Origin of the sequence: Streptomyces sp. NPDC017943, assembly GCF_044328425.1 — a bacterium.
In the GTDB taxonomy this organism is placed as follows: Bacteria; Actinomycetota; Actinomycetes; order Streptomycetales; family Streptomycetaceae; genus Streptomyces; species Streptomyces djakartensis_A.
On the sequence record NZ_JBIRHH010000001.1, the window covers coordinates 503,911 to 529,283 of the forward strand.

23 protein-coding genes and 1 riboswitch are annotated in these 25,373 nt (G+C 71.1%); of the genes, 9 read left to right on the plus strand and 14 right to left on the minus strand.

From position 1 onward, the window contains the following. Positions 1-3: 3 nt before the first annotated feature. The 3 genes from ACH4C6_RS02190 to ACH4C6_RS02200 form a co-directional block, all read right to left on the minus strand. Positions 4-849, minus strand: a complete 846-nt coding sequence (locus tag ACH4C6_RS02190) for a carbohydrate ABC transporter permease (RefSeq protein ID WP_398106618.1) — start codon at positions 847-849, stop codon at positions 4-6. Next, positions 846-1,835, minus strand: coding sequence for a carbohydrate ABC transporter permease (locus ACH4C6_RS02195; protein ID WP_398106619.1), 990 nt, complete (start codon positions 1,833-1,835; stop codon positions 846-848). Before ACH4C6_RS02195 ends, ACH4C6_RS02190 begins: the two co-directional genes overlap by 4 nt. Positions 1,836-1,980: 145 nt before the next feature. After that, a complete protein-coding gene (locus ACH4C6_RS02200; protein ID WP_398106620.1) occupies positions 1,981-3,261 on the minus strand; it encodes an extracellular solute-binding protein in 1,281 nt (426 codons plus the stop codon). A 316-nt stretch (positions 3,262-3,577) separates the two neighbouring features. Between ACH4C6_RS02200 and ACH4C6_RS02205 the strand changes: the two genes are divergently transcribed. From ACH4C6_RS02205 to ACH4C6_RS02225, 5 genes are all read left to right on the plus strand, one after another. Further along, a complete protein-coding gene (locus ACH4C6_RS02205; protein ID WP_398106621.1) occupies positions 3,578-4,342 on the plus strand; it encodes a GntR family transcriptional regulator in 765 nt (254 codons plus the stop codon). A 130-nt stretch (positions 4,343-4,472) separates the two neighbouring features. After that, the gene (locus tag ACH4C6_RS02210) at positions 4,473-4,739 is read left to right on the plus strand and encodes a DUF3311 domain-containing protein (protein ID WP_398106622.1); all 267 of its coding nucleotides are present in this window, start codon (positions 4,473-4,475) and stop codon (positions 4,737-4,739) included. Next, on the plus strand, positions 4,736-6,364 hold the full coding sequence (mctP, locus tag ACH4C6_RS02215) for a monocarboxylate uptake permease MctP (RefSeq protein ID WP_398106623.1): 1,629 nt from the start codon (positions 4,736-4,738) through the stop codon (positions 6,362-6,364). Before ACH4C6_RS02210 ends, mctP begins: the two co-directional genes overlap by 4 nt. A 138-nt stretch (positions 6,365-6,502) precedes the next feature. Next, positions 6,503-6,637, plus strand: a riboswitch (cobalamin riboswitch). Positions 6,638-6,759: 122 nt separating this feature from the next. Next, positions 6,760-9,111 (plus strand): ribonucleoside-diphosphate reductase subunit alpha, encoded by a 2,352-nt coding sequence (locus tag ACH4C6_RS02220; RefSeq protein WP_398106624.1) that lies wholly within the window; start codon positions 6,760-6,762, stop codon positions 9,109-9,111. Next, positions 9,111-10,118, plus strand: a complete 1,008-nt coding sequence (locus tag ACH4C6_RS02225; protein WP_398106625.1) for a ribonucleotide-diphosphate reductase subunit beta — start codon at positions 9,111-9,113, stop codon at positions 10,116-10,118. The genes ACH4C6_RS02220 and ACH4C6_RS02225 overlap by 1 nt, the downstream gene beginning before the upstream one ends. On the opposite strand, the gene ACH4C6_RS02230 is transcribed toward ACH4C6_RS02225, so the two are convergent. Further along, positions 10,031-10,273 (minus strand): hypothetical protein, encoded by a 243-nt coding sequence (locus ACH4C6_RS02230; protein ID WP_398106626.1) that lies wholly within the window; start codon positions 10,271-10,273, stop codon positions 10,031-10,033. The two genes, ACH4C6_RS02225 and ACH4C6_RS02230, sit on opposite strands and share 88 nt — an antisense overlap. A gap of 93 nt (positions 10,274-10,366) precedes the next feature. On the opposite strand from ACH4C6_RS02230, the gene ACH4C6_RS02235 reads away from it, so the two are divergent. Then, entirely contained in the window at positions 10,367-11,329 is a 963-nt protein-coding gene (locus ACH4C6_RS02235) for a GlxA family transcriptional regulator (RefSeq protein ID WP_398106627.1), read from the plus strand. A gap of 33 nt (positions 11,330-11,362) precedes the next feature. Here ACH4C6_RS02235 and ACH4C6_RS02240 read toward each other — a convergent pair whose 3' ends face one another. The 10 genes from ACH4C6_RS02240 to ACH4C6_RS02285 all read right to left on the minus strand — a co-directional run bounded on the left by ACH4C6_RS02240 (position 11,363) and on the right by ACH4C6_RS02285 (position 21,442). After that, positions 11,363-12,733: a cytochrome P450 gene (locus ACH4C6_RS02240; protein ID WP_398106628.1), complete on the minus strand. Its 1,371-nt coding sequence runs from the start codon at positions 12,731-12,733 to the stop codon at positions 11,363-11,365. Continuing rightward, positions 12,730-13,815 (minus strand): epi-isozizaene synthase, encoded by a 1,086-nt coding sequence (gene cyc1 / locus ACH4C6_RS02245; RefSeq protein WP_398106629.1) that lies wholly within the window; start codon positions 13,813-13,815, stop codon positions 12,730-12,732. The genes ACH4C6_RS02240 and cyc1 overlap by 4 nt, the downstream gene beginning before the upstream one ends. 295 nt (positions 13,816-14,110) lie before the next feature. Next, a complete protein-coding gene (gene def, locus ACH4C6_RS02250) occupies positions 14,111-14,761 on the minus strand; it encodes a peptide deformylase (protein WP_398106630.1) in 651 nt (216 codons plus the stop codon). 127 nt (positions 14,762-14,888) lie between these two features. Next, positions 14,889-15,869, minus strand: a complete 981-nt coding sequence (locus tag ACH4C6_RS02255; protein ID WP_398106631.1) for a tetratricopeptide repeat protein — start codon at positions 15,867-15,869, stop codon at positions 14,889-14,891. Positions 15,870-15,986: 117 nt separating this feature from the next. Further along, positions 15,987-17,234 carry an HD domain-containing protein gene (locus tag ACH4C6_RS02260; RefSeq protein WP_398106632.1) on the minus strand — a complete coding sequence of 416 codons (1,248 nt, stop codon included), beginning with the start codon at positions 17,232-17,234 and terminating at the stop codon, positions 15,987-15,989. Then, entirely contained in the window at positions 17,231-18,580 is a 1,350-nt protein-coding gene (locus tag ACH4C6_RS02265; protein ID WP_398106633.1) for an HD-GYP domain-containing protein, read from the minus strand. Before ACH4C6_RS02265 ends, ACH4C6_RS02260 begins: the two co-directional genes overlap by 4 nt. 118 nt (positions 18,581-18,698) lie before the next feature. Then, positions 18,699-19,010: a mycothiol system anti-sigma-R factor gene (gene rsrA / locus ACH4C6_RS02270; protein ID WP_352098347.1), complete on the minus strand. Its 312-nt coding sequence runs from the start codon at positions 19,008-19,010 to the stop codon at positions 18,699-18,701. After that, positions 19,007-19,693, minus strand: a complete 687-nt coding sequence (gene sigR / locus ACH4C6_RS02275) for an RNA polymerase sigma factor SigR (protein ID WP_333934068.1) — start codon at positions 19,691-19,693, stop codon at positions 19,007-19,009. The genes rsrA and sigR overlap by 4 nt, the downstream gene beginning before the upstream one ends. A gap of 257 nt (positions 19,694-19,950) precedes the next feature. Then, entirely contained in the window at positions 19,951-20,625 is a 675-nt protein-coding gene (locus tag ACH4C6_RS02280; RefSeq protein WP_398106634.1) for an alpha/beta family hydrolase, read from the minus strand. Between the two features lies 1 nt (position 20,626). Beyond that, positions 20,627-21,442: an SOS response-associated peptidase gene (locus ACH4C6_RS02285; RefSeq protein WP_398106635.1), complete on the minus strand. Its 816-nt coding sequence runs from the start codon at positions 21,440-21,442 to the stop codon at positions 20,627-20,629. A gap of 179 nt (positions 21,443-21,621) precedes the next feature. Here ACH4C6_RS02285 and ACH4C6_RS02290 point away from each other — a divergent pair, with 179 nt between their 5' ends. The 3 genes from ACH4C6_RS02290 (at position 21,622) to rsgA (ending at position 25,277) form a co-directional block, all read left to right on the plus strand. Beyond that, positions 21,622-22,344 (plus strand): M50 family metallopeptidase, encoded by a 723-nt coding sequence (locus ACH4C6_RS02290; RefSeq protein ID WP_398106636.1) that lies wholly within the window; start codon positions 21,622-21,624, stop codon positions 22,342-22,344. 588 nt (positions 22,345-22,932) lie between these two features. Then, positions 22,933-24,249: a 3-phosphoshikimate 1-carboxyvinyltransferase gene (aroA, locus tag ACH4C6_RS02295; protein ID WP_398106637.1), complete on the plus strand. Its 1,317-nt coding sequence runs from the start codon at positions 22,933-22,935 to the stop codon at positions 24,247-24,249. A gap of 17 nt (positions 24,250-24,266) precedes the next feature. After that, positions 24,267-25,277: a ribosome small subunit-dependent GTPase A gene (rsgA, locus tag ACH4C6_RS02300; protein WP_398106638.1), complete on the plus strand. Its 1,011-nt coding sequence runs from the start codon at positions 24,267-24,269 to the stop codon at positions 25,275-25,277. The last annotated feature ends 96 nt before the right edge of the window (positions 25,278-25,373 follow it).

Consider the following 25,373-nt stretch of genomic DNA (forward strand, 5'->3'; position numbering starts at 1 on the left):
AGGTCATCCCTTCACGGCGCCCGCGGTCAGGCCCGCGGCCATCTTGCGCTGGACGAGGAGGAAGAGGGCGACGATCGGCACGGCCATCATCGTGGCTCCGGCCATCATCGGCGCGTATTCGGTGCCGTGCTTGGTGGTGAAGTTGCCGAGCCAGACGGTCGCGGTCTGGTTCTTCTGGCTGAGGAGCATCAGGGCGTAGAGGTACTCGTTCCAGGCCTGGATGAAGCCGTAGACCGAGGTGGCGACCATCCCGGGGGCCAGCAGCGGGAAGACGACCCGCAGGAAGGCGCTGGTGCGGGAGCAGCCGTCGACCATGGCGGCCTCCTCCAGCTCCTTGGGGATGTTGACGATGAAGCCGCGCAGCGTCCAGACCGTGAAGGGCAGGACGAAGGTCAGGTAGGTGATGATGATGCCGGTGAGCTTGTCGTACTGGCCCAGGTCGTTCAGGAGCAGGAACACCGGGATGATCATGGCGACCAGCGGGACCATCTGGACCGCGAGGATGCCGACGATCACGATCTTCCGGCCGCGGAAGGCGAAGCGGGAGATGGCGAGGGCGGCCAGCAGCCCGACGGCCATGCCGATCACGACGACCGCCAGGGACACCACGAGGCTGCGGCCCACCGGGCCCCAGAAGTCGGCGATGTCCAGGGCGCGGCCGAAGTTGTCGAAGGTCAGGCCGGTCGGCAGCAGGCTCGGGTCGGGGTCGATGGCGTCCTTGGCCGGCTTGAACGCCGTGTTGAGCATCCAGTAGAGGGGGAAGCCCGCGACGAGGAAGACCAGCAGGCCGAGGAGGTTCCAGCCGAGCCGCGGGTTCCTGCGGCGGCGGGTTCCGGCGAGCGTGCTCATTCGACCTCTCCGATCTTCAGCATCTGCCGCATGTAGACGGCGACGACGCCGAGCAGCAGCAGGACGGTGATCAGCGCGATGGCCGAGCCCTGGGCGTAGTCGTTGACGACGAAGGCCCGGTCGTAGGAGTAGGTGTTGAGGACCTGGAACTCCGGCTCGGGGTGGCCGTTGCGCATGACGAACACCTGGGGGAAGACGCCCATGTCCCAGATGACCGACAGGGTCGTGAGCATCACGATGATCGGCTTCAGGACGGGCAGGGTGACGAAGCGGAAGACACCCCAGGAGCTGGCGCCGTCCAGGCGGGCGGCCTCCTCCAGCTCCTTGGGGACCTGGGTGAGGCCGGCGCTGAGGGTGATGACCACGAAGGGCACGGCGCCCCAGATGACCAGCAGCATGATCACGGCGAGGCCCTCGGGCCCGCTGGCGAACCAGTTGTGGCCGATCATGTCGACGCCCGGCAGCTTGCTGAGCAGCGCGTTGAAGACGCCGTAGTCGGAGTCGAAGAGCCATTTGAAGACGGTGGTCGCCACGATGACCGGCATGCCCCAACTGGCCACCAGCACGATGTTGATGAGCACCTTCAGCCAGCCGGAGATCCGCTGCAGCAGCAGGGCGAGCGCCATGCCGATGACCATGGTGAAGACGACGGCGCCGGCCGCGAAGACGATCGTGCGCACGACGACGGCCCAGAACTCGCCGTCGCCCAGCACCTTGGCGAAGTTGTCGAGGCCGACGGACTCGGCGGGCTGGAAGCCCCACAGTTGCGACTGGCCGAACTTCTGGAAGGACAGGGTGACCAGGCGGGCCAGCGGATAGCCCATGACCAGGGCCAGGATGACCAGACAGGGCGCGAGCAGCAGCCAGGGAGCGGCGGCCCCGCCCGAGGTGCGCCGTCCACGTGGACGACGCGCCTGGGGTGGCGGCATGGGCACCTGCCGCGGTGGCGGCACCTTGGCGGGAATGTGGGTGTCTGCGGCACTCATCGCGCGCTCCTCGGCGGTCCCTCAGGTCGGACGAACGGCGGGGCTCCGCTGCCGGGAGCCCCGCCCGTGGGTCTGTCGTCCGGGTCGCGCCGCAGACGCGGGGAGGCACCGTGGCGTGGTTCGACCCGGACGACGGACCCGCAGGTCACTTGGTGTTGATGACCTTGTCGATCGCGGCGTCCGCCTCCTTGGCGGCGGCCTCGACGGACTTCTTGCCGGTGCCGATGCTCTGCAGCATCGTCTGCAGGACCTGCGCCTTCTCGACCTGGCCCCAGCCGGGGGCCATGGGGACGAACCAGCTGGACTCGGCCGCGGTGGCGGGCACGGCGGTCTTCGGGTCGTTCTTCAGCGTCGCGAGGTCGGTCTTGTTGTTGGGCAGGTTGCCCTTGGCCATCAGGCCCTTCTGGCCGGAGGAGCCGGTGAAGGCGTTGATCCACTCGGCGGCCAGGGCCTGGGCGTCGGACTTCACCGGGACGGCGAGGTCGGAGCCGCCCAGGAAGACGGGCATGTTCTTGCCGGAGGGGCCGGGCATCACGAAGTTCTCGAGGTTGCCCTTGAGCTTGCCGGTCTTGTCGTTCTTCGGGTCCTCGGCGGTCGCGCCCTCCCAGGCCGCCGCGAAGATCATGGCGGACTTGCCCTGGCCGTAGACGATGTAGCGGTCGGACTCGTCCTTGGTCTTGTCGCCGTGCATGTACGTGTCGACGACGTTCTTGAACTCCTTGAGGCCCTTGATCGACTCGGGCGAGGAGAGGGAGGCCTTCCACTTGCCGCCCGACTCGGTGGCGATGGCGCCGCCGGCGTCGTAGACGAAGGACATGGCCGCGTACCAGTCGCGGGTGGGCTGGTACCAGGCGTTGAACTTGTCGCCCTGCTTCTTCTGGATCTTGTCCAGGGCGTCGGTCAGTTCCCCGTAGGTCTTGGGGGGCGTCTTCAGGCCGGCCGAGGCGGCCACGTCCTTGCGCCAGTTGGCGACACGGCCACCGGCGTAGTAGGGGACGCCGTAGGTCTCGCCCTCGTAGGTCACCGAGGCCTTCAGACCGTCCAGCCAGGCGTCCGAGTGGTCGAACTTGCTCGCGTCCAGGGGGGCGAAGGCGCCCTTGACCATGTAACTGAGCATCTCGGTGTTGCCCATCTCGACCACGTCGGGGGCCTTGTCCGTGGCGAGGACGGCGTCGAGCTTGGCGTTCTTGTCGGGCCAGCCGTAGTACTCGTGGTTGATCTTGACGCCGGGGTGCTTCTTCTTCACCGCGGCGTCGGCGGCCTTCACCAGTTCCGGCCAGTTGTTCTGGGCGTCGACGGTGAGCCACACCGTCAGCTCCTTGGCGTCCGCGCCCTTGTCGGAGCCCCCGTCACCCTCGCCCCCGCACGCCGCGATGGAGACCATCATGCCCGCGATACCGATCGCGGATATCAGCTTGCGCTTCACGCCACCCTCCTCAGGGATGCCACAAACCCCCCTGCTCCCCGCGGTGAGACGTGGGGCGCCAGGACCTGGACCAATGGTGTAGACCAGTACGGGGAGCTTGGACCAGACCAGCAGGCCTGTCAAGGGTCGCGAGATGGCCCTGACCAGCCGTTATGCGACCTACATATGCAGGAACCTTTAAGTAAGAAGCCAGCGAAAACCCTGATGGACACGGCATACTGCGGGTAGACCACAGCGATGGCTGGACTAGACCAAAAGAGGCGCCGACGGTATACAAGTGGGATCGTGTCGGCGGACCGAGCCGGGAAGGCGGAGCATGAGCACCGACGTCAGCAGTGCGGAGAACGAGACGGGGGCACCCGTCCGTACCGCGCGCGTGCCCAAGTACTACCGCCTGAAGAAGCACCTGCTCGACATGACCGAGACCCAGGCGCCCGGTACCCCGGTGCCGCCCGAGCGCACCCTGGCGGCGGAGTTCGACACCTCGCGCACCACCGTGCGCCAAGCGCTGCAGGAACTCGTGGTCGAGGGCCGGCTGGAACGCATCCAGGGCAAGGGCACCTTCGTCGCCAAGCCGAAGGTCTCGCAGGCGCTGCAGCTCACCTCGTACACCGAGGACATGCGCGCACAGGGCCTGGAGCCCACCTCGCAGCTGCTGGACATCGGCTACATCACCGCCGACGACCGGCTGGCCGGTCTGCTCGACATCACCCCGGGCGGGCGGGTGCTGCGCATCGAGCGGCTGCGCATGGCCAACGGTGAGCCGATGGCCATCGAGACCACCCACCTGAGCGCCAAGCGCTTCCCCGCGCTGCGCCGGTCGCTGGCCAAGTACACCTCCCTCTACACCGCGCTCGCCGAGGTCTACGACGTCCACCTCGCGGAGGCCGAGGAGACCATCGAGACGTCGCTGGCGACCCCGCGCGAGGCCGGACTGCTCGGCACGGACGTGGGCCTGCCGATGCTGATGCTGTCCCGGCACTCGCTGGACCGGGACGGCCAGCCGGTGGAGTGGGTGCGCTCGGTGTACCGGGGTGACCGGTACAAGTTCGTGGCCCGTCTCAAGCGGCCCCAGGACTGACGCGACGGCCGCCGAACCCCCGATTGCTTTTGGGTACCGCATTGCGGACGAGGGGTTCCGCTTGCGCCGCACCCTGACCTAGATTGCCTGCGCATTGCACAGGTGATCACTGAGGGGACGGAGCCGCCTGATGTCGCAAGCCCCAGAATCCAGCAGAGGTCCGGTGGTGACGCCCGTGCGCGTCGTCATCGGCCTCTGTCTTGTCGCGCCCTTCGTGGCCATGCTCTGGGTCGGCTCGTACGCGAAGACCGACCCGGCTCTCATCGGGATCCCGTTCTTCTACTGGTACCAGATGGCGTGGGTGCTGATCTCCACCGCACTGACGATGATCGCCTACAAGCTGTGGCAGCGTGACCAGCGCTCCCGCTCGGCCGCGAAGGGCGGTGCGTCGCGGTGAAGGACGGCGTGAACGGCGTCGCACTCGCCGTCTTCATCTTCTTCTTCCTGCTCGTCACGGTCATGGGCTTCCTGGCCGCGCGCTGGCGCAAGGCCGAGAACGAGCACAGCCTGGACGAATGGGGCCTGGGCGGCCGCTCGTTCGGCACCTGGATCACCTGGTTCCTGCTCGGCGGCGACCTGTACACGGCCTACACGTTCGTCGCGGTACCCGCGGCGATCTACGCGGCCGGCGCGGCCGGCTTCTTCGCCGTGCCGTACACGATCCTGGTGTACCCGCTGATCTTCACCTTCCTGCCCCGCCTGTGGTCGGTCTCCCACAAGCACGGCTACGTCACGACCTCCGACTTCGTGCGCGGCCGGTTCGGCTCCAAGGGGCTGTCGCTCGCGGTGGCCGTGACCGGCATCCTGGCGACCATGCCGTACATCGCCCTCCAACTGGTCGGCATCCAGGCCGTACTGGACGTGATGGGCGTCGGCGGCGGCGAGAACACCAACTGGTTCATCAAGGACCTGCCGCTGCTGATCGCGTTCGGCGTGCTGGCGGCGTACACGTACTCCTCGGGCCTGCGGGCGCCGGCGCTGATCGCGTTCGTGAAGGACACCCTGATCTACCTCGTCATCGCGGTGGCGATCATCTACATCCCGATCAAGCTGGGCGGCTTCGACGAGATCTTCGCCAAGGCCGGTGAGGCGTACAGCCAGACCAACCCGGCCACGGGTGCGCCGCGCGGTGCGCTGACGCCGCCGGAGGCGGGCCAGTGGACGTACGCCACGCTCGCGCTGGGCTCCGCGCTGGCGCTGTTCATGTACCCGCACTCGATCACGGCGACGCTGTCCTCGAAGAGCCGTGAGGTGATCCGCCGCAACACCACGATCCTGCCGCTGTACTCGCTGATGCTGGGCCTGCTCGCGCTGCTCGGCTTCATGGCGATCGCGGCCGGCATCAAGGTGCAGAACGGGCAGCTGGCGATCCCGCAGCTGTTCGAGACGATGTTCCCGGACTGGTTCGCCGGTGTGGCCTTCGCGGCCATCGGCATCGGCGCGCTGGTGCCCGCGGCCATCATGTCCATCGCGGCCGCGAACCTGTTCACCCGCAACATCTACAAGGACTTCCTCAAGCCGGACGCCACCCCCGCGCAGGAGACCAAGGTCTCCAAGCTGGTCTCGCTGCTGGTGAAGGTGGGCGCGCTGGTCTTCGTCCTCACCATGGACAAGACGGTCGCCATCAACTTCCAGCTGCTGGGCGGCATCTGGATCCTGCAGACCTTCCCGGCCCTGGTCGGCGGCCTGTTCACCCGCTGGTTCCACCGCTGGGCGCTGCTCGCGGGCTGGGCGGTCGGCATGGTCTACGGCACCCTCGCCGCCTACGGCGTGGCCTCCCCGACGCAGAAGCACTTCGGCGGCTCGTCGAAGGAGATCCCCGGCATCGGCGAGATCGGCTACATCGGCCTCACGGCGTTCGTGCTGAACGTGGTCGTGACGGTCGTCCTGACCTTCGTCCTGAAGGCGGTGAAGGCCCCCGACGGCGTCGACGAGACCAAGCCGGAGGACTACACGGCCGACGCGGGCGACCCGGGAGTCCAGGTGGAGCTTCCGCCGGCCACCGCCGGATCGTCGCACTGACCCGAACGGCGCGGCACGCCGCGACCACCGAACGGCGGGCCGCCGTGACCGAACGTCACGGCGGCCCGCCGTCATGTGAAGCCGACACTCCGACACCCCCGCGACACTACATCTGGGGGTGCCACCCGGGCCCGGCACAAGATGTATGCTCATGCTCGCTGTCGCCGCAGGGGAATCCGGTGCGAATCCGGAACTGTCCCGCAACGGTGAACCCATGCCCCTCTGCGCGCATGACGGTCAGTCCGAGGACCTGCCGACAGTGCACCCGGCCGCCGGCCGGTGTGCCCTGACGTCCGGGCCTCGTGGAATGGGCCGGTGGACGCGTGACGCCGTGTGCGTCCGTGTGCTGCCCCCTGCCCTCGGCGAGGCCCCGTGCCGAGCGAGGGAGAGCCCCCGTGACCATCGCGCCAGCGGATCCGGCCGCAGCCGCCGAACCGGAGCAGGACGCTCCCGGTGCCGCGCTGCTGCGGACCCTGACCGAACTGACCGCCGACCTCCCCGACGCCGACCCCGGCCGGGTCGCCGCCGCCGCGCTGCGCGGCCGGTCCGCGCAGGCGGACGAGCGGGAGCTGCGGGACCTGGCGACGGAGGCGGCGGCGGGCCTCATCTCGGAGGACCCGGCCTACTCCCGGCTGGCCGCACGCCTGCTGACCATCGGCATCCGCGAGGAGGCCGCCTCGCAGGGGGTCACGTCCTTCACCGGGTCCGTCGCGGTCGGCCACCGCGAGGGGCTCATCGCCGACCGCACCGCGGAGTTCGTACGCGTCCACGCCCCCCGCCTCGACGCGCTGGTCGACGGCGCCGCCGACGACCGCTTCGGCTACTTCGGCCTGCGCACGCTGTACAGCCGCTACCTGCTGCGGCACCCGATCACCCGCAAGGTGGTCGAGACACCCCAGTACTTCCTGCTGCGGGTGGCGAGCGGCCTCGCCGAGGACGACACCGCCCGCGCGGTGGACGAGGTCGCGGCGCTCTACGGGCTCATGAGCCGCCTCGACTACCTGCCCTCCTCCCCCACCCTCTTCAACTCCGGCACCCGGCATCCCCAGATGTCGTCCTGCTACCTGCTCGACTCCCCCCAGGACGAGCTGGACTCGATCTACGACCGCTACCACCAGGTCGCGCGCCTGTCGAAGCACGCGGGCGGCATCGGCCTGGCCTACTCCCGCATCCGTGCCCGGGGTTCGCTGATCCGCGGCACCAACGGCCACTCCAACGGCATCGTCCCGTTCCTGAAGACCCTCGACGCCTCGGTCGCCGCGGTGAACCAGGGCGGCCGCCGCAAGGGAGCCGCCGCGGTCTACCTGGAGACCTGGCACGCGGACATCGAGGAGTTCCTGGAGCTGCGGGACAACACCGGCGAGGACGCCCGGCGCACGCACAACCTCAACCTGGCGCACTGGGTGCCGGACGAGTTCATGCGGCGCGTGAACGCGGACGCGCAGTGGTCGCTGTTCTCCCCCTCGGACGTGCCCGAACTGGTCGACCTGTGGGGCGAGGAGTTCGACGCCGCGTACCGTGCGGCCGAGGCGAAGGGCCTGGCGCGGAAGACCCTGCCCGCCCGTGAGCTGTACGGCCGCATGATGCGCACCCTCGCGCAGACCGGCAACGGCTGGATGACCTTCAAGGACGCCGCCAACCGCACCGCCAACCAGACGGCCGAGCCCGGCCACGTGGTGCACTCCTCCAACCTCTGCACGGAGATCCTCGAGGTCACCGACGACGGGGAGACGGCGGTCTGCAACCTCGGCTCGGTCAACCTCGGCGCCTTCGTGACCGGCGGGGACATCGACTGGGAGCGGCTGGACGAGACCGTCCGCACGGCGGTGACGTTCCTCGACCGGGTCGTGGACATCAACTTCTACCCGACCGAGCAGGCGGGCCGCTCCAACGCCCGCTGGCGCCCGGTCGGCCTCGGCGCGATGGGCCTGCAGGACGTCTTCTTCCAGCTGCGCCTGCCCTTCGACTCGCCCGAGGCCAAGGCCCTGTCGACCCGGATCGCCGAGCGCATCATGCTCGCCGCGTACGAGGCGTCCGCCGATCTCGCCGAGCGCAGCGGCCCGCTGCCCGCCTGGGAGAAGACCCGCACCGCCCGGGGCGTCCTGCACCCCGACCACTACGACGTGGAACGGACGTGGCCCGAGCGCTGGGCCGCCCTGCGCGAGCGGATCGCCGCGACCGGCCTGCGCAACTCCCTGCTCCTGGCCATCGCGCCCACGGCCACCATCGCCTCGATCGCGGGCGTGTACGAGTGCATCGAGCCGCAGGTGTCCAACCTGTTCAAGCGCGAGACGCTGTCGGGCGAGTTCCTCCAGGTGAACTCCTACCTGGTGGACGAGCTGAAGCGGCTCGGCGTGTGGGACGCCCGCACCCGGGAGGCCCTGCGCGAGGCGAACGGCTCGGTGCAGGACTTCGCCTGGATCCCCGAGGACGTGCGCGCCCTCTACCGCACGGCGTGGGAGATCCCGCAGCGCGGCCTGATCGACATGGCGGCGGCCAGGACCCCGTTCCTGGACCAGTCCCAGTCCCTGAACCTGTTCCTGGAGACGCCGACCATCGGCAAGCTCTCCTCGATGTACGCCTACGCCTGGAAGTCCGGGCTGAAGACCACGTACTACCTGCGTTCGCGCCCGGCGACCCGCATCGCCCGCGCCGCCCGGGCCACCGTGCCCGTGCAGGCCACCCCCGACCCCGAGGCGGTCGCCTGCTCCCTGGAAAACCCCGAGTCCTGCGAGGCCTGTCAGTGATGAGCACCCAGAACCTTCTCGACCCCGGCTTCGAGCTGACCCTGCGCCCCATGCGCTACCCGGACTTCTACGAGCGCTACCGGGACGCCATCAAGAACACCTGGACCGTGGAGGAGGTCGACCTCCACTCCGACGTCGCCGACCTCGCCAAGCTCTCCCCCGCCGAGCAGCACCTCATCGGCCGGCTGGTGGCCTTCTTCGCGACGGGCGACTCGATCGTCGCGAACAACCTGGTGCTGACGCTGTACAAGCACATCAACTCCCCTGAAGCGCGCCTGTATCTGTCGCGGCAGCTCTTCGAGGAGGCCGTGCACGTCCAGTTCTATCTGACGCTGCTCGACACCTATCTCCCCGACCCGGAGGACCGCGCGGCGGCCTTCGCGGCCGTGGAGAACATCCCGTCCATCCGCGAGAAGGCGGCGTTCTGCTTCAAGTGGATCGACTCGGTGGACAAGCTGGACCGGCTGGAGTCACCCGCGGACCGGCGCCGCTTCCTGCTCAACCTGATCTGCTTCGCCGCGTGCATCGAGGGCCTGTTCTTCTACGGGGCCTTCGCCTACGTCTACTGGTTCCGCAGCCGCGGCCTGCTGCACGGGCTGGCGACCGGCACCAACTGGGTGTTCCGTGACGAGACGATGCACATGTCGTTCGCGTTCGACGTGGTCGACACCGTGCGCAAGGAGGAGCCGGAGCTGTTCGACGACCGGCTGCGGCAGGAGGTGACGGACATGCTCCGGGAGGCCGTCGAGGCCGAGCTGCAGTTCGCGCGCGACCTGTGCGGTGACGGCCTGCCGGGCATGAACACCGAGTCGATGCGGCAGTACCTGGAGTGCGTCGCCGACCAGCGGCTGACCCGCCTGGGCTTCGCTCCGGTGTACGGCTCCGAGAACCCCTTCTCCTTCATGGAGCTCCAGGGGGTTCAGGAGCTGACCAACTTCTTCGAGCGGCGGCCCTCGGCGTACCAGGTGGCGGTGGAGGGCACCGTCGACCTGGACGAGGACTTCTGAGCCGGAGCGCTCGCACGGGCCTCCTGGGCCTCCCGGATCCGCCGGTCGATGCGCCGGTCGTGCACCAGGCCGATCACGGACGGGAGGACCAGGAGGACCAGCGTCCCGAGGACGAAGATCATGGCGATGAGTGTCTGTGTCTGGTTCGTGTCCATGGACACCACTGTCCCGCCTGATGCTCCTTACCGTCAGTGGCAGTACTGCCGTGGACCCTCGAATTACTGCCAGCGGCGAGGCACACTGGACGCATGCTGCAGAACGTGGCCGTCGCCCTGCTCGACGGTGTGAACCCCTTCGAACTCGGCGTGGTGTGCGAGGTCTTCGGCACCGACCGCAGCGACGACGGACTGCCGGTGTACAACTTCGCCGTCGCCTCGGCCGAGGGTCCGTCCCTGCGCACGAACACGGGCTTCTCGCTCCAGGTCGAGCACGGCCTGGAGCGGCTGGAGACGGCGGACCTCATCGCCGTCCCGGCCGGGGACGACTACTCCACGCGCACCTTCCCGCCGGAGTTGCTGGACGCCCTGCGCCGCGGCGTCGACCGCGGCGCCCGGGTGCTCAGCGTCTGCTCCGGCGTCTACGTGCTGGCCGCCGCCGGGCTGCTGGACGACCGCCGCTGCACGGTGCACTGGAAGCACGCGCGGGACCTCGCCCGGCGCTATCCCCGGGTGGCCGTCGAGCCGGACGTGCTCTACGTCGACGAGGACCCGGTGATCACCTCCGCCGGCACGGCCGCCGGCATCGACGCCTGCCTGCACCTGGTTCGCAAGGAGCAGGGCACCGAGATCGCCAACAAGATCGCCCGGCGGATGGTGGTGCCGCCGCACCGGGACGGCGGCCAGGCCCAGTACATCGAGCGTCCCCTGCCGCACTCCGAGGCGGACTCGATCGGGGAGGTGCTGGCCTGGATGGAGCGGCACCTCGACGAGGAGGTCACCGTCGAGCAGCTCGCCGCCCGGGCCCTGATGTCCCCGCGGACGTTCGCCCGCCGCTTCCACCAGGAGACGGGCACGACGCCCTACCGCTGGGTCCTGCGGCAGCGCGTGCTGCAGGCCCAGCGGCTGCTGGAGGCGACGGACGAGACGATGGACGCGATCGCCGGCCGGACGGGGTTCGGCAACGCGGCCACGCTGCGCCACCACTTCGTCCGGGCGGTCGGGACCACCCCGAACGCCTACCGGCGCACGTTCAGGGGCCCCGAGGCGGCTTGAGCCCCGAGGCGGCCTGACCGCCGGCCCGGCGGTTCACCTCGCCACCGGCCGCACCTTCAGCTCGTGCGGCCGCAGGGTGATGCCGATCCGCGGGCTGTCCTTCGAACCGGCCACCTGCTCGAAGCGGTACTTCGCGGCCAGCGCCGCCGTCACCAGGGTCAGCTGGGCCATCGAGAAGTGGTCGCTCGGGCACTTGCGGTTGCCCACGCTGAACGGGCTCATGGCGTGCTTGGGCACGTCCTTCGCCCGTTCCGGGAGCCAGCGGTCGGGGTCGAACTCCAGATTCCGCTCATAGGACTTCGCATCGCGCTGGATCGCGTACGGACTGTAGATGATGTCCGCCCCGGCCGGAATGCGGTATTCGCCGAGCTGTGTGTCCCGTACCGCCCGGCGGGTCAGAATCCAGACGGCCGGGCTCAAACGCATGGACTCGACCACGACATTGTTGGTGTGCCGCAGGGCCCGAACGTCGGCGAATGTCACGGGCTTGCCGCCGGTGACCTCCTGCACTTCGTCGTGCACCCGGTCCGCGTGTTCCGGGTGTTCCGCGAGGACGTGCAGGAGCCACATGATCGTGGAGGCGATGGTTTCGCTGCCCGGGGTGAGGATCGCCACGACCTGATCATGGATCTCCTGTTCCCCGATCGGGTCGCCATTCTCGTCCTTCGCCTCCAGCAATGCCGTCAGCAAATCGTCCGGCTTTTGACCGCTTGCGCGGCGCTCGGTGACGATCTCGTCGACCAGGAGATGCAAATCGGCCAGAGCGCGGTTGAATTCGCGGTTGGCCGGGAGCGGCAGCCGGTAGAGCGGTCCGAGCGGAATCACCATCCGCCGGTACATGCCGCGGAAGACGGTGGCGAGGGCGACGCACAGCCGCTCCGCCCGCTCGTCCATGTAGTCGCCGCGCAGCAGGCAGCGGGCCGCGATGCGCACGGCCACCCGGAAGGACTCCGAGGTGCAGTCGACGGTCTCCCCGGACCGCCAGCGCTCGGTGAGGGCGTGCGCCTCCTCCTCCATGATCGGCCCGTAGGCGGGTATCGCGTCGAGCCGGAAGGCGGGCTGGATGGTGCGCCGCTGGCGGCGGTGGAGCGGGCCGTTCGCCGTGGCCACGCCCTCCTTGCCGAGCAGGCCCTCCAGGGACTCCCACAGCGGTCCGGCGATGATGAAGTCGTTGCTCAGCGCGAGGGCGCCGGTCAGGTCCGGGGCGGTCACGGCGTAGAGGGTCTTCGGGCCGAGCTTGAGGCGGACCACGTCGCCGTGCTCGCGCAGCCGGCACATGAACCCCAGCGGGTCCCGCGCCAGCCGCCAGCCGTGGCCGAGGACGGGGACGCCGCCGCCCGCCCGGGGCGGCTCGTGCGGCTCCCCTGCCGGAGCGGTGTCCGGCGTGACGGACTCGACGGTCATTTCTCACCTGCCGCTTCGTTGTTGACGTACGGGGGCGTGGAGCGGTCGTCCCAGCTGTCGACCATGTACCGGCCGGACTCGTGGTGGAACCAGTAGACGGCACTGAACCAGTTCCGCATATTGCTCAGAGAGAGGCGCACGGCGGCGCTCAGTTCCTTTCCGCGCACGGTTCCGTCGTCGAGGCCCTCGGCGAACCGTACGGCCTCCCTCTCGGCGTCGATGAATTCGGTGATGCATTCCTCGACGCGTCGGCGGACTTCTCCTACGGCCTGTTCGAGGGTCAGCCCCTCATGGGTGATGAGACTGATTCCGAGATTGTGCACCTCGTCGCCCGCGATTTCCTTCGGCAGCGAGCAGAGGTCGTTGTACCAGGCGGCGTATTCCTGACTCAGCAGCGCCGCCCGCCGATAGGCCGGACAATCGCGCACGGCGTCGGGGAATTCACATCCCGCGGCCGGCTCGAGCAGGTCGGTCCATATCCAGTGCGCGAACGTGAGCCGGCGCAGCCGCAGGTACTCCTCGACCGTGGGCACGATGCCGTGGGTGCGGTTGTGGAACTCGCGGTCGTACGCGTCGATCACCGCGTGGAAGTGCCGGGCGAACCGGAGGTTCCACGTCCGGGGAAGGAACCCGTACAGCCGGTGCACCCCGTCCGCGAACCCGGCGACCAGTGGGTCCTCGTGGTGCAGGTGCTCCCCGGGGGAGTCGAGCGCCGCGTGCAGGCGGTCCCTGAGCTCCCGCCAGGCGTCCGGACGGCCGTGCACGATGTCGCGGTCGTGCCGGTCGTCCCAGACGAAGAACCAGGCGCTGTAGTCCGCGATCGCCTGCATGACCTCGTCGGGGGCGCCGAGGTAGTACCCCGCCATGAGGTCGGTGTAGCACAGGCCGTCGGCATATTCCTCCACCTTGTCCGCGGGCATGAGCCGCTTTTCGAGCAGCCAGGCCCGGGTCTTCTCCTGGCACTTGGGCCAATACGGGTGGAGTCGCCGCGGAAACGACTCCTCGATCACCGGGAGCGAGAGCGACGGTGGAACTGCGGTCCTGGCCGGTGTCGCTGTGGTGCCGTGTGTCAAAGCGTGCACGAACTAACCCCTCTCAGCCGCCGGTTGGCGCGGGCGCCCCTCCCTTCGTGCCGGGCGTGCGCCGTTGCATACCCCGCTCATCCCATTCAGCACTACAACTGACCGTTCTGGGAACGTATTTGCTTCATTCACTACCCCACAGGGCCGTGATCCTCCCGGGAGGTGACGGGTACCGGATCGGCGGGCGAGCAGAAGCGATCGAACGTGCGACGGACAGGCGAACGACACAGACGAACGGCGCCTGTTCGGGGCGGTGCACCCGAACAGACGCCGTGCGCCTGGTGAAGCAGAGGTCTCAGTCGTTGGCCACCACGGGGTAGCGGGGCTCGTTCTCGGCCATCTGCCGCAGCGCGTCCTTGCGCTCCCGCTTGGAGAGCCGGTCGATGTACAGGTAGCCGTAGAGGTGATCGGTCTCGTGCTGCAAACACCGTGCGAAGTACCCGGTGCCCCGCACCTTGACCGGGTTGCCCTTCTCGTCCTGCCCGGTCACCTCGGCGTAGTCGGGCCGGGCCAGCGGCGCGTACGCGGTCGGCACCGACAGGCAGCCCTCGTTGCTGTCGTCCAGCCGGCGCCTGTCGGCGGGCAGTTCGACGAGCTTGGGGTTGCAGATCACGCCCACGTGCCGGACGCCCTCGTCGTCCGGGCAGTCGTAGACGAAGACCTTCGCGTCGACACCGATCTGGTTGGCGGCCAGGCCCACGCCCTCGGCGGTGCGCTGGCTGGCGAACATGTCGGCCACGAGCTGCTGGAGCTCCTCGCCGAACTCGGTGACGTCCTTGCACTCCTTGTGCAGCACCGGGTTGCCGACGACCGTGATCGGCCGCGAGGTCCCCCGCTCACGCCAGGCGGCCTCGCGCTCCTCGCAGTCCTCCGTGTCGATCACGTACCCCTCGCCGTCGACGGGGAGCACGCCCTCGTGCTGCTGATCGGTGTCCTGCTGAGCCATGACGTTACGTACGCCTTCCTGAACAAATCCAACCCGGGATGCTGATACAGGGTACGGGGAAGGCGCCCCCTGAGGGGCGCGGGGAGCTGCGCGAGCGACCAGGACGCAGCCGCACCGGACGACGGCGCTAGCACACCTCTTCCAGATCCCGCCAGTCCCGGGAATCCGGGCTGTCGGCCACCCACCCGTCCAGCAGCCCCCGGACCAGCGAAGCTGGCGCGGCCAACCCGCACTCCCGCTCGGGAACCCACAGCTGCCCGTCGGTCCGGTGCCCCAGCGGCCCGGGGTGCCCCGGCTCGCTGTGGTCGTGCGGATCCAGGTGCTCGCCGTCGCCCTCGTCGGACGGCATCCGCGACTCCGAGCACATCCGGCACAGCAGCCGCACCGAGGAGGACCAGTCCTCCGCGGCGAACCCCGCGTCACCGGCGAGCTGCTCCAGCGCGTCCCGGTCCGACTCGGTCGCCGCCTCCAGCAGCACCACCCAGGTCGGCACGGGGGACGGCGCCCACAGCTCGATCTCGTCGAACACCGGATAGGTGTGCCCGGCGGCCGTGGTGCGCTCGCCGTGCGGCACGCCGTCGTGCAGGACGACCTCGCCCCAGCGCCGCCCGGACGACGGCAGCGGGATGGACAGCACCTCGATCCGCGCGGGATCCAGTCGCCGCCCCCACACGACCTCGGCCTCCCCCTCCGGGGACAGCCGTACGGCGGCGCTGCCGAGGTCCATGCCGACGGGCTCACCGGGGTCGTTGGCCGGACCCGGTGTGCGCAGCCCGTACGCCTGCCAGGCGCGCCGGGCCAGCGGCCAGTCCTGCAGGGCCGTCGCGGCGATGCCGACGTTCCACCAGTCGGGCGCGCCCGCGTCCCGGTCCAGCAGGGCCACCGCCCTGAGGCCCGCCGCCCGCGCCTGCTCCCAGTCGTGCCGGAACTTGTGCAGCAGCGCGAGGTTGAACCAGGACTCGGAAAGCCAGGGCTCCAGATCGGCGGCACGTGTCAGCAGTGCGCCCGCGTCCTCGTACCGGCCGTCGCCGATCAGTGTGAACGCCCGGTCCGTGGCCTGCCGCCAGGAGGCGGAGGGCCGGTGCCGTCCCTTGCCGAAGATCCTCACGATTCCCGCCTGCCAGTTCCGTGCGGTGGGCTGGCCGTAGCTGTGTTTCGAGCCCCCGGACACCTTCTCCTTCGCATCCAACCACGTACGCCCTCGGGGGCGCTCATTACCCATGGGTTACCCAGCCACGGGCAGCGTCAGACTGCTCCTTGCCAGTACACGGGCCAGTGACTCCACCACCTCCGGCGCATACGTCCCGGCGGTGGCGAGCCGGAGTTCCTCCAGCGCCGTCAGCGGCCCGCCGGGCCCTCCTTCCCGGGACTTCTCCTCGTACGCGTTCACGGCCCGGACGATTCGCGCCGCGAGCGGCTGCTCCGGGTAGGGGTCGGCCTGCCGCTCCACGACCACGGCGACCGCCTCGTCGACGCCGGTCTGCCGGACGACGGCCGCGCCGAGCAGCGCGATGCGCCGCTGTTCGGCGGCGGGCAGCGCGGCGGTGGCGCCGGCGGGCACGGGGTCGACGAGACTCAGCTGGCCGATGTCGTGCATGAGCGCCGCGTACTCCAGCACGGCCAGTTCGGGCTCGGTGAGGCCCAGGTCACGGCCGACGGCCTGGCTCACCGCGGCGACGCGGCGGGCGTGCCCGGCGGGGGTGCAGCCGGCGACCTCGGTGGCCCGGGCGAGGGAGGCGATGGTCTGCCGGTAGGTCGCCCGGACGGCCGCGTACCGCCGGAAGGACATCTGGGCGAGCAGCAGCGGCACGGAGAACACGGGCAGCGCCCACAGGCCCACGACGGCCACCGCCAGGGCCATCACCGCCCCGGTGGCGATGACCGCGGTGCCGATGCCGTGCGCGGCCCGCAGCTCGTCGCGCAGCACCGGTCCGAAGGGCCAGCCGGTGCGCAGGTGGGCCAGGGCGGCGGCGAGCAGCGCGTCGCACAGCGCGGTCAGCGACAGCAGCGCGAGCAGCAGCAGCGCGTAGGCGGGACCGCCCCAGTCCTCGAACGTGCCCCGGTTGTACGGGGGCTGGAAGCAGACGGCGACGAACCCGACGGTGAGCACGCGCCGGGAGAGGTGGTCGAGGGTGGGGCCTTCACCCCGGGCGACGTGCGGCACGCTGCCGAGCAGCGAGGCGGCCAGCACGACGGCGAGGACCTGGGCGAGGCCGTGGTGGGTGGGGTGCCCGCCGGCCTCGCCGAGCAGCGCGTAGGACAGGGCTCCGGCGGCGCCCAGCGGGGCCGGTTCGCGGACGTGTGCGTCGTTGCGCCGGGCGAGTTCGCCGACGGCGACGAGGACGCCGAAGGCCAGGGCGACGCGCCGTTCCTCCAGCCCGTCGTAGAGGGTGACGGCCAGGGAGCCGGCGGCGAGGAGGCCGGCGCAGGTGTGCACGAGGGCGAGGAGCAGCGGCTGCCGCCGCGGGCTCACCGGTGGGCTCCGGGCCGGCCGGCGACGGGGGCGCCCGGCCGGGGCACGCGGGTCGCCCCGGTGCGGTCGCGGACCTCCTCGTCCCCGGCGGTGACCGCGGGGCGCCACCCCGAGCGTCCCACGGCCTCGACCAGAGCCGTCACCATCGCAGGGTCGAACTGGCTGCCGGCGCACCGCTCCAGCTCCGCCAGGGCCACCGGAACCGGCCGGGCCCTGCTGTAGCTGCGGGTGGAGGTCATGGCGTCGAAGGCGTCGGCGACGGCCACCACCCGGGCGGACTCGGGGATCTGCCGACCCGTCAGCCCGTAGGGGTAGCCGCTGCCGTCCAGCCGTTCGTGGTGGTGCAGCACCGCCGCGCGGGCCTCGCCGAGGAAGCCGATGCCGCGCACCATCTCGTGCCCGTACTCGGGGTGGAGCTCGATCACCCGCCGTTCCTCGGGGGTCAGCGGCCCGTCCTTGCGGAGCAGCCGCGTGGGCACACCGAGCTTGCCGACGTCGTGCAGGATCCCGGCGAAGCGCAGCACTTCCACGCGCTCGTCGTCCATGCCCAGCTCGCGGGCGATCATCATGGAGGCGTGCCCCACGCGCTCGCTGTGCCCGCGGGTGTAGCCGTCCTTGATGTCGACGGCCTGCACCAGTGCCCGGATGGTCGCCTGGTGGGCGCCGCGTTCGCGGTGGTACTGCGCGAAGGCCCACCACGAGACGCACATCGGCAGCAGGACCAGCAGTGCCGCGACGGGTCCGTAGGGGCTGCGCCACAGGACGGCCATCATCAGTCCGGCCAGGCCGTGCACGGCGATCGGGGCGAGCGAGCGGGCCACCAGCCCTCGCCAGGCCCGCCGCACCGGGACCCGCTCGGCCACGGCCAGGATCCCGCCGTCGAGCAGCGCGAGCACCAGGCAGAACGCCAGCACCGCCGCTCCCGCCGGGCCGAGGGCGTAGGGGACGTCGCCCTCGGCGACCGCGTCCCGGCCGCCGAGGAGGCGGTGCACCTCGGCGGCGGCCCACACACCGACGACCAGTTGCGCGGCCCGCCAGATCCGCCGCACCGCCACGGGCCGGTGCTCGACGTGGGACAGCAGCGCGCCCGGCACGGCCACCAGGGCCGCGACGGGCGCGGGCAGCAGGAAGGCACCGGCGAGGAGCACGGGGTAGAAGGTCCCGGCCGGCTGGGAGATCCCCGCGAGGCGGGACCGGGCGGCGCGCTCGCAGCCCGCGTACAGCAGGGCGAGCAACAGGGCCGCCCACCAGGGCGCTCGCGCGCCCGGCAGGGGCAGCAGGCAGAGCAGGGCGGCGCCGACGACACAGGCGACGTACGCACGTACCCGTGCCGGTACCGCTGTCATGAGCCCCTCCCCGGCCATGTCCGTCAGGCCCGGAGCCTAGGACGGCGGGAGGGGTTCGCGGGCGGACGGCCCGCGCATTCGCACGTTCGGGTGACGTGCGCGGGGGCGACCGGGACGGTCAGGACTCCCGCGGCGTGGCGGGCGAGGCCGTGACGTCCTGCTCGGGGACCGTCTGGCCGGAGCGGATCAGCTCGATCCGCCCCATGACCTTGTCGCGCAGGTCGCCCGGGACGTCGTCGTGCCCGCAGCACCGCTTGACCAGCTTCTTGACGGCCTGCTCGAGCCCGTACTTCTCGAGGCAGGGCGAGCACTCCTCGAAGTGGTGCTCGAACTTCACGCAGTCCGAGTCCGGCATCTCACGGTCGAGGAACTCGTAGAGATGATCGAGGATTTCGCTGCAATCCGTCTCGTGCGGCTCTCCGCAGCTCATGACCCCGAGCCTTTCGCTTCGTTCGACTCTCCGGCGCCGGCCGGGACCATCCCGCGGTCGCGGGCGTAGTCCTCCAGCATGCCGCGCAGCTGACGGCGGCCCCGGTGCAGGCGGGACATCACCGTACCGATGGGTGTCCCCATGATGTCGGCGATCTCCTTGTAGGCAAAGCCCTCGACATCCGCCAGGTAGACGGCGATGCGGAACTCCTCGGGGATCGCCTGGAGCGCTTCCTTCACGTCCGAGTCGGGCAGGTGGTCCAGGGCCTGCGACTCGGCGGAGCGCAGACCGGTCGACATGTGCGACTCGGCACGGGCGAGCTGCCAGTCCTCGATCTCCTCGGCCGCGGAACGCTGCGGTTCACGCTGCTTCTTGCGGTACGAGTTGATGAAGGTGTTGGTGAGGATCCGGTACAGCCACGCCTTGAGGTTGGTGCCCTCGCGGAACTGGTGGAAGGACGCGTACGCCTTGGCGTACGTCTCCTGCACCAGGTCCTCCGCGTCGGCCGGGTTGCGCGTCATGCGCAGCGCGGCCGAGTACATCTGGTCGAGGAACTCGAGCGCGTCCCGCTCGAAGCGCGCGCTGCGCTCGGTCGCGGTCTCCGTGCTCGTGCCGCCCTGGCCCTCGGGCTGCTCCGCCTGGCCGTTGTCGGTCCCTGCGTCGGTCCCAGTGACCGGACCCACCTCCTCGAATGCTCTCGTGGGACCGAGGCCGGTCCCACCCGAATCGGAGGATAGACGACGATCCGGTCCGCCCGCCGCCCGAACAGGGGCGGTCTTGGCCGCGTGCAGCACCGTCCAGTCCAGGTCGGCGCGGCTGCTGCGGGTCGGGCATACGGTCGAACCCATGCGGCGGACTCCCTCTCCTACGGCGTCGGTGCTGGTCCCCCAGCACGTACGCACCGCACAACAGCGACCGCCGCCCCGGCATTCCCGAAGCTTTACCCGAGTGACCCGGTCCACTCCGCGACCGCGTCGGTGACGACCTCCACGGCCTCCTCCTGCGAGATCTCCGCACGTTTGGGCACGGCGAACCCGTGGTCCCCGTACGGAACCTCCACGAGCCGGTACGGCCCTTCGGGGAACTCCTCGGGCCTGCCGAAGGGGTCGTTGCCGCCCTGCACGACCAGGGTGGGCACGCCCGCGCCCAGCAGTTCGCCGGCGCGGGAGCGGTCCGGCTTGCCGGGCGGGTGCAGGGGGAAGCTCAGCGCGAGCACGGCGTGCGCGCCCAGCTCGGCGGCGGTGCGGCAGGCCACCCGGGCCCCGGCGCTGCGGCCGCCCGCGACGACGGGCAGGCCGGGTGCGGTCAGCGCGGGCCACAGCCCCCGCCAGCCGGTGTCGAGGGTCTTGGGGGCGGGCGCCAGCTTCCTGCCCGCCACCCGCCAGGGCTGCTCGACCCGGGCGACGGTCACGCCGTGGCCGGGCAGGACGGCGGCCAGGGCCGTCAGGTCGCGGGCCTCGATGCCGCCGCCGACGCCGTGGCTCACGGCCAGCACGAGCCGGGGCCGCGGGGCCCGGTGCCACGTGATCCGCGCGGTCCCGGCCTCGGTCTCGACGGTCTCGGTCTCGGCGCTCCCGGTGGCCTGGCCTCCGGCCGCCTGCTTTCGTTGCGTCACGTCAGAAGAGTGTGCCCTCCTCGGGCCCGTCCAGCTCCTTCAGCAGCTCCGGCCCGTTGTTGCGGACGTTGCTGACGGCGGTGGCGACCGGGTAGGCGCGCATCAGCCCGGCGGGCGGTGGCGCGAGCAGCTCGCGCAGTGCGCCGAGGTCGGTACGGGCCGGGTCCAGCCAGGCGTCCCAGCGGTCCGGGGTCAGCATCAGCGGCATCCGGGGGTGGATGTCGGCCAGCGCCCGCGGCCCCTGCTCGGGGGCCACCGCGAGCGGGCTCGTCTCGGCCTCCGTGGTGATCACCGAGCACGTCACCCACCAGGCGAGCGGGTGGTCGTCGGGCAGGGTCCTGTCCCGCCAGAACTCGTAGAGGCCGGCCATGGCGAAGACGGACCCGTCCGCCGGGGTCACGAAGTAGGGCTGCTTGCGGGGCCGCTTCCTGCGCCCCTCGACCTCCAGCTCGCGCTCCTCGGTGCCGGTGACCCACTCGTAGTAGCCGTCGGCGGGCACGATGCAGCGCCGGGAGGTGAAGGCGCGGCGGTAGGAGGGCTTCTCGTGCACGGTCTCCGCACGCGCGTTGATCATCCGGGCACCGCCCTCGGGCGTCTTCGCCCAGGACGGGACCAGCCCCCACTTCAGCCGGCGCAGTTGCCGCACCGGTCGCGGGTCGTCCGTGTCCTTCAGGGGGCGGTCCAGGACGACGTGGACCTCCTTGGTGGGCGCCACGTTGTAGTCGGGCCCGGGGCTTTCCTCGGGCTCCCACTTCTCGATCCCGAAGATCGCCGCGAGATCCTCCGCACTGCGGCTGGCCGCGTACCGCCCGCACATGTGTCCTGCCCCTCCGACCTGCGCACACGCCAGAATCCGTCCGGGCCGGCGCCGGCCCGGACGGGTCCCAGGGTCGCAGAGGCCGGAACGGTCGCCGCCTCCAGGGCGTCTTTGGGTACCGTCCGCGCAGACGTGCCACACTGCCAGACCCGCGCGACCCGGAGGAGCCCCCCGCCGACATGGACCACATAGCATCCGCCTCGCTCGCCTCCCTCTGGGACGAGGTCGCCGGCACCCAGCCCGAACCCGACCTGTGGGTGGTGATCGCGACCCTGGCCGCGGCGCTCGCCGTGGTCGTCCCGCACGGCCTGTGGCGCGTCGCCCGCAACGCCATCACCATCGCGCACGAGGGCGGTCACGGGCTCGTGGCCCTGCTCACCGGCCGTACGCTGACCGGCATCCGGCTGCACTCGGACACCAGCGGCCTGACGGTCAGCCGGGGCAAGCCGCACGGCATCGGCATGATCCTCACGGCCGCCGCCGGCTACACGGCCCCGCCCCTGCTCGGTCTCGGCGGCGCCGCCCTGCTGGGCGCCGGCCGCATCACGCTCCTGCTGTGGCTGGCGACGGCCCTGCTGCTCGCGATGCTCGTGATGATCCGCAACGCCTACGGCGCCCTGACCATGCTCGTCACCGGCGGGCTGTTCGTGGTGGTGTCGTGGCTGGCCGGACCGCAGGTGCAGGCGGCGTTCGCGTATGCGGTGGTGTGGTTCCTGCTGGTCGGCGGGGTGCGGCCGGCCTTCGAACTCCAGGCCAAGCGGTCGCGGGGCGGCGCCGGGGACTCCGACGCGGACCAGCTGTCCCGGCTGACGCACGTACCGGCGGGGATGTGGTTCTTCCTGTTCCACGCGGTGTCGCTGTGCTCACTGCTCGGCGGCGGCCGCTGGCTGCTCGGTCTGTGACACACCCCGGGCACACGCCGGCCCGGTTCACGTGCGGACGGGGGCGCGGGGGGGCCGCGTGCCGACCGGGGTGCGGGGGCGGGTCCACGCCGACCGGGGTGCGGAGACCGGTCCGAGGTGCCGTCCGCTTCTGCGGAGGAGGGTCCGCGATGCCGTCCCGCTCCGCAGCGCGGGGGTTTGAGGTCCCGTCCAGCGCCGGCAGGGCGGGGGTCTGAGGTGCCGTCCCCCTCCACAAGGCGGAGTACGAGGTGCCGACCGGCTCCGCGGAGGAGGTCGGCGGTGCCGTCCCGCTGCACAGGGCGGGAGTCCGACGTGCCGTCCCCCTCAGGGTTGGAGTACGTGATGCCCTCCCGCTCCCGCAGGGCGGAGTCCGAGATGCCGTCCAGCTCCGCGCAAGGAGGGTCCGCGGTGCCGTCCCGCTCCGCAGCGCGGGGGTTCGAGGTGCCGTCCAGCGCCGGCGGGGCGGGGGTCCGAGGGACCGCCCCGGTCCACAAGGCGGAGTCCCAGGTGCCGTCCCGCTCCGCCGTGCGGGCGCTGTCGGCCCGACGGCGCGGCGTCCGTGGCACCGCCTGCCGATAAAGTGAGGGCATGGCCCCGAACACCGCAGAAGCCGCCCTCTGGCCCGCCCCGCACGCGAGCGGAGCCGTCGACGCGACGGTCCACGTGCCGGGGTCCAAGTCCGTCACGAACCGTGCCCTGGTCCTGGCGGCCCTCGCCTCCGAGCCGGGCTGGCTGCGCCGCCCGCTCCGCTCCCGCGACACGCTGCTGATGGCCGGCGCGCTGCGCGCGCTGGGCGTCGAGATCGAGGAGGGCGTGGGTCCCGACGGCACGGGCGAGGCCTGGCGCGTGCTGCCGACGGGTCTGCGCGGCCCGGCCACGGTGGACGTCGGCAACGCCGGCACGGTGATGCGGTTCCTGCCGCCGGTCGCCGCGCTGGCCGACGGCCCCGTCCGCTTCGACGGCGACCCCCGCTCCTACGAGCGCCCCCTGCACGGCGTGATCGACGCCCTGCGCGCGCTCGGTGCCCGGATCGACGACGACGGCCGGGGCGCCCTGCCGATGACGGTGCACGGCGGCGGCGCCCTGGACGGTGGCCCGGTGTCGATCGACGCGTCCTCCTCGTCGCAGTTCGTCAGCGCCCTGCTGCTGTCCGGGCCGCGCTTCAACCAGGGCGTCGAGGTCCGCCACACGGGCGACACGCTGCCCTCCCTGCCGCACATCCGCATGACCGTCGACATGCTGCGCGCGGTCGGCGCCCAGGTCGACACGCCCGAGTCCGGCGGTGAGCCGAACGTCTGGCGGGTGACGCCGGGCGCCCTGCTCGGCCGCGACCTGGTGATCGAGCCGGACCTGTCCAACGCCCAGCCGTTCCTGGCAGCGGCCCTGGTCACCGGCGGCAAGGTCGTCGTCCCGGACTGGCCGGCCCGCACCACCCAGCCGGGTGACAAGCTGCGCGAGATCTTCACCGAGATGGGCGGCTCCTGCGAACTGACCGAGTACGGGCTGGTGTTCACCGGCTCCGGATCCCTCCACGGCATCGACGTCGACCTGGGCGAGGTCGGGGAGCTGACCCCGGGCATCGCGGCCGTCGCCGCCCTCGCCGACTCCCCGTCGACCCTGCGCGGCGTGGCCCACCTGCGCCTGCACGAGACGGACCGGCTGGCCGCGCTCACCAAGGAGATCAACGAACTCGGCGGCGACGTCACCGAGACGGCCGACGGCCTGCACATCCGCCCGCGCCGGCTGCACGGCGGCATCTTCCACACCTACGACGACCACCGCATGGCCACGGCCGGCGCGATCATCGGCCTCGCGGTCGAGGGCGTGCAGATCGAGAACGTGGCGACGACGGCGAAGACCCTGCCGGACTTCCCCGGCCTGTGGACCGGGATGCTCGGGGCGTAGGACGCGGGGAACAGGTCATGCGCCGCTACGGCAAGCACACCGACGAGGACGACATCCGCACGCGCCCGGGCCGCCGCAACACCCGGCCCCGGACGAACATCCGCCCCAAGCACGAGGACGCCGCCGAGGGCCTGGTGCTGACCGTCGACCGGGGGCGCCTGACGTGCCTGGTCGAGGACCGCGTGGTCCTGGCGATGAAGGCACGCGAACTGGGCCGCAAGGCCGCGGTCGTGGGAGACCGGGTGGCCCTGGTGGGCGACCTGTCCGGGAAGAAGGACACGCTCGCGCGGATCGTGCGCATCGCGGAGCGCACCTCGGTCCTGCGCCGCACGGCCGACGACGACGATCCGTTCGAGCGGGTGGTCGTGGCCAACGCCGACCAGCTGGCGGTCGTCACCGCCCTGGCCGACCCCGAGCCCCGCCCCCGGCTCATCGACCGCTGCCTGGTCGCGGCCTACGACGGCGGCCTCGAACCGCTGCTGGTCCTCACCAAGTCCGACCTCGCCCCGCCCGAGAAGCTGCTGGAGCTGTACGGCGACCTCGACATCCCCTACGTGGTCACCAGCCGCGCGGAACTGGACAGCGGGGTGGCCGTGGCCCGGGTGCGCGAGCAACTCGACGGCAGGATCACCGCGTTCGTCGGCCACTCCGGGGTCGGCAAGACGACGTTGGTCAACGCGCTGGTGCCGGAGGAGCGACGCCGGTCGACCGGGCATGTGAACGCGGTGACGGGGCGCGGCCGGCACACCACCACGTCGGCGCTGGCACTGCCGCTGTCCGGCGGCGACGGCTGGGTGATCGACACCCCCGGTGTGCGGTCCTTCGGGCTCAACCACGTCGACCCGTCCCGGGTCATCCACGCCTTCCCCGACCTGGAGCCGGGCACCGAGGGCTGTCCGCGCGCGTGCAGCCACGACGAACCGGACTGCGCGCTGGACGCCTGGGTGGCCGAGGGGCACGCCGATCCGGCGCGGCTGTACTCGCTGCGGCGGCTGCTGGCCACCCGGGAGCGAACCGAAGGGGACTGACCTCCGCGTTGTTTGTCCTGGCCCGCGGACGGCAAGTGCATAATCGCACCGAGCCGGATGCAAGCCTGGCCGAACTCGACGGACCCGGACGTAGCG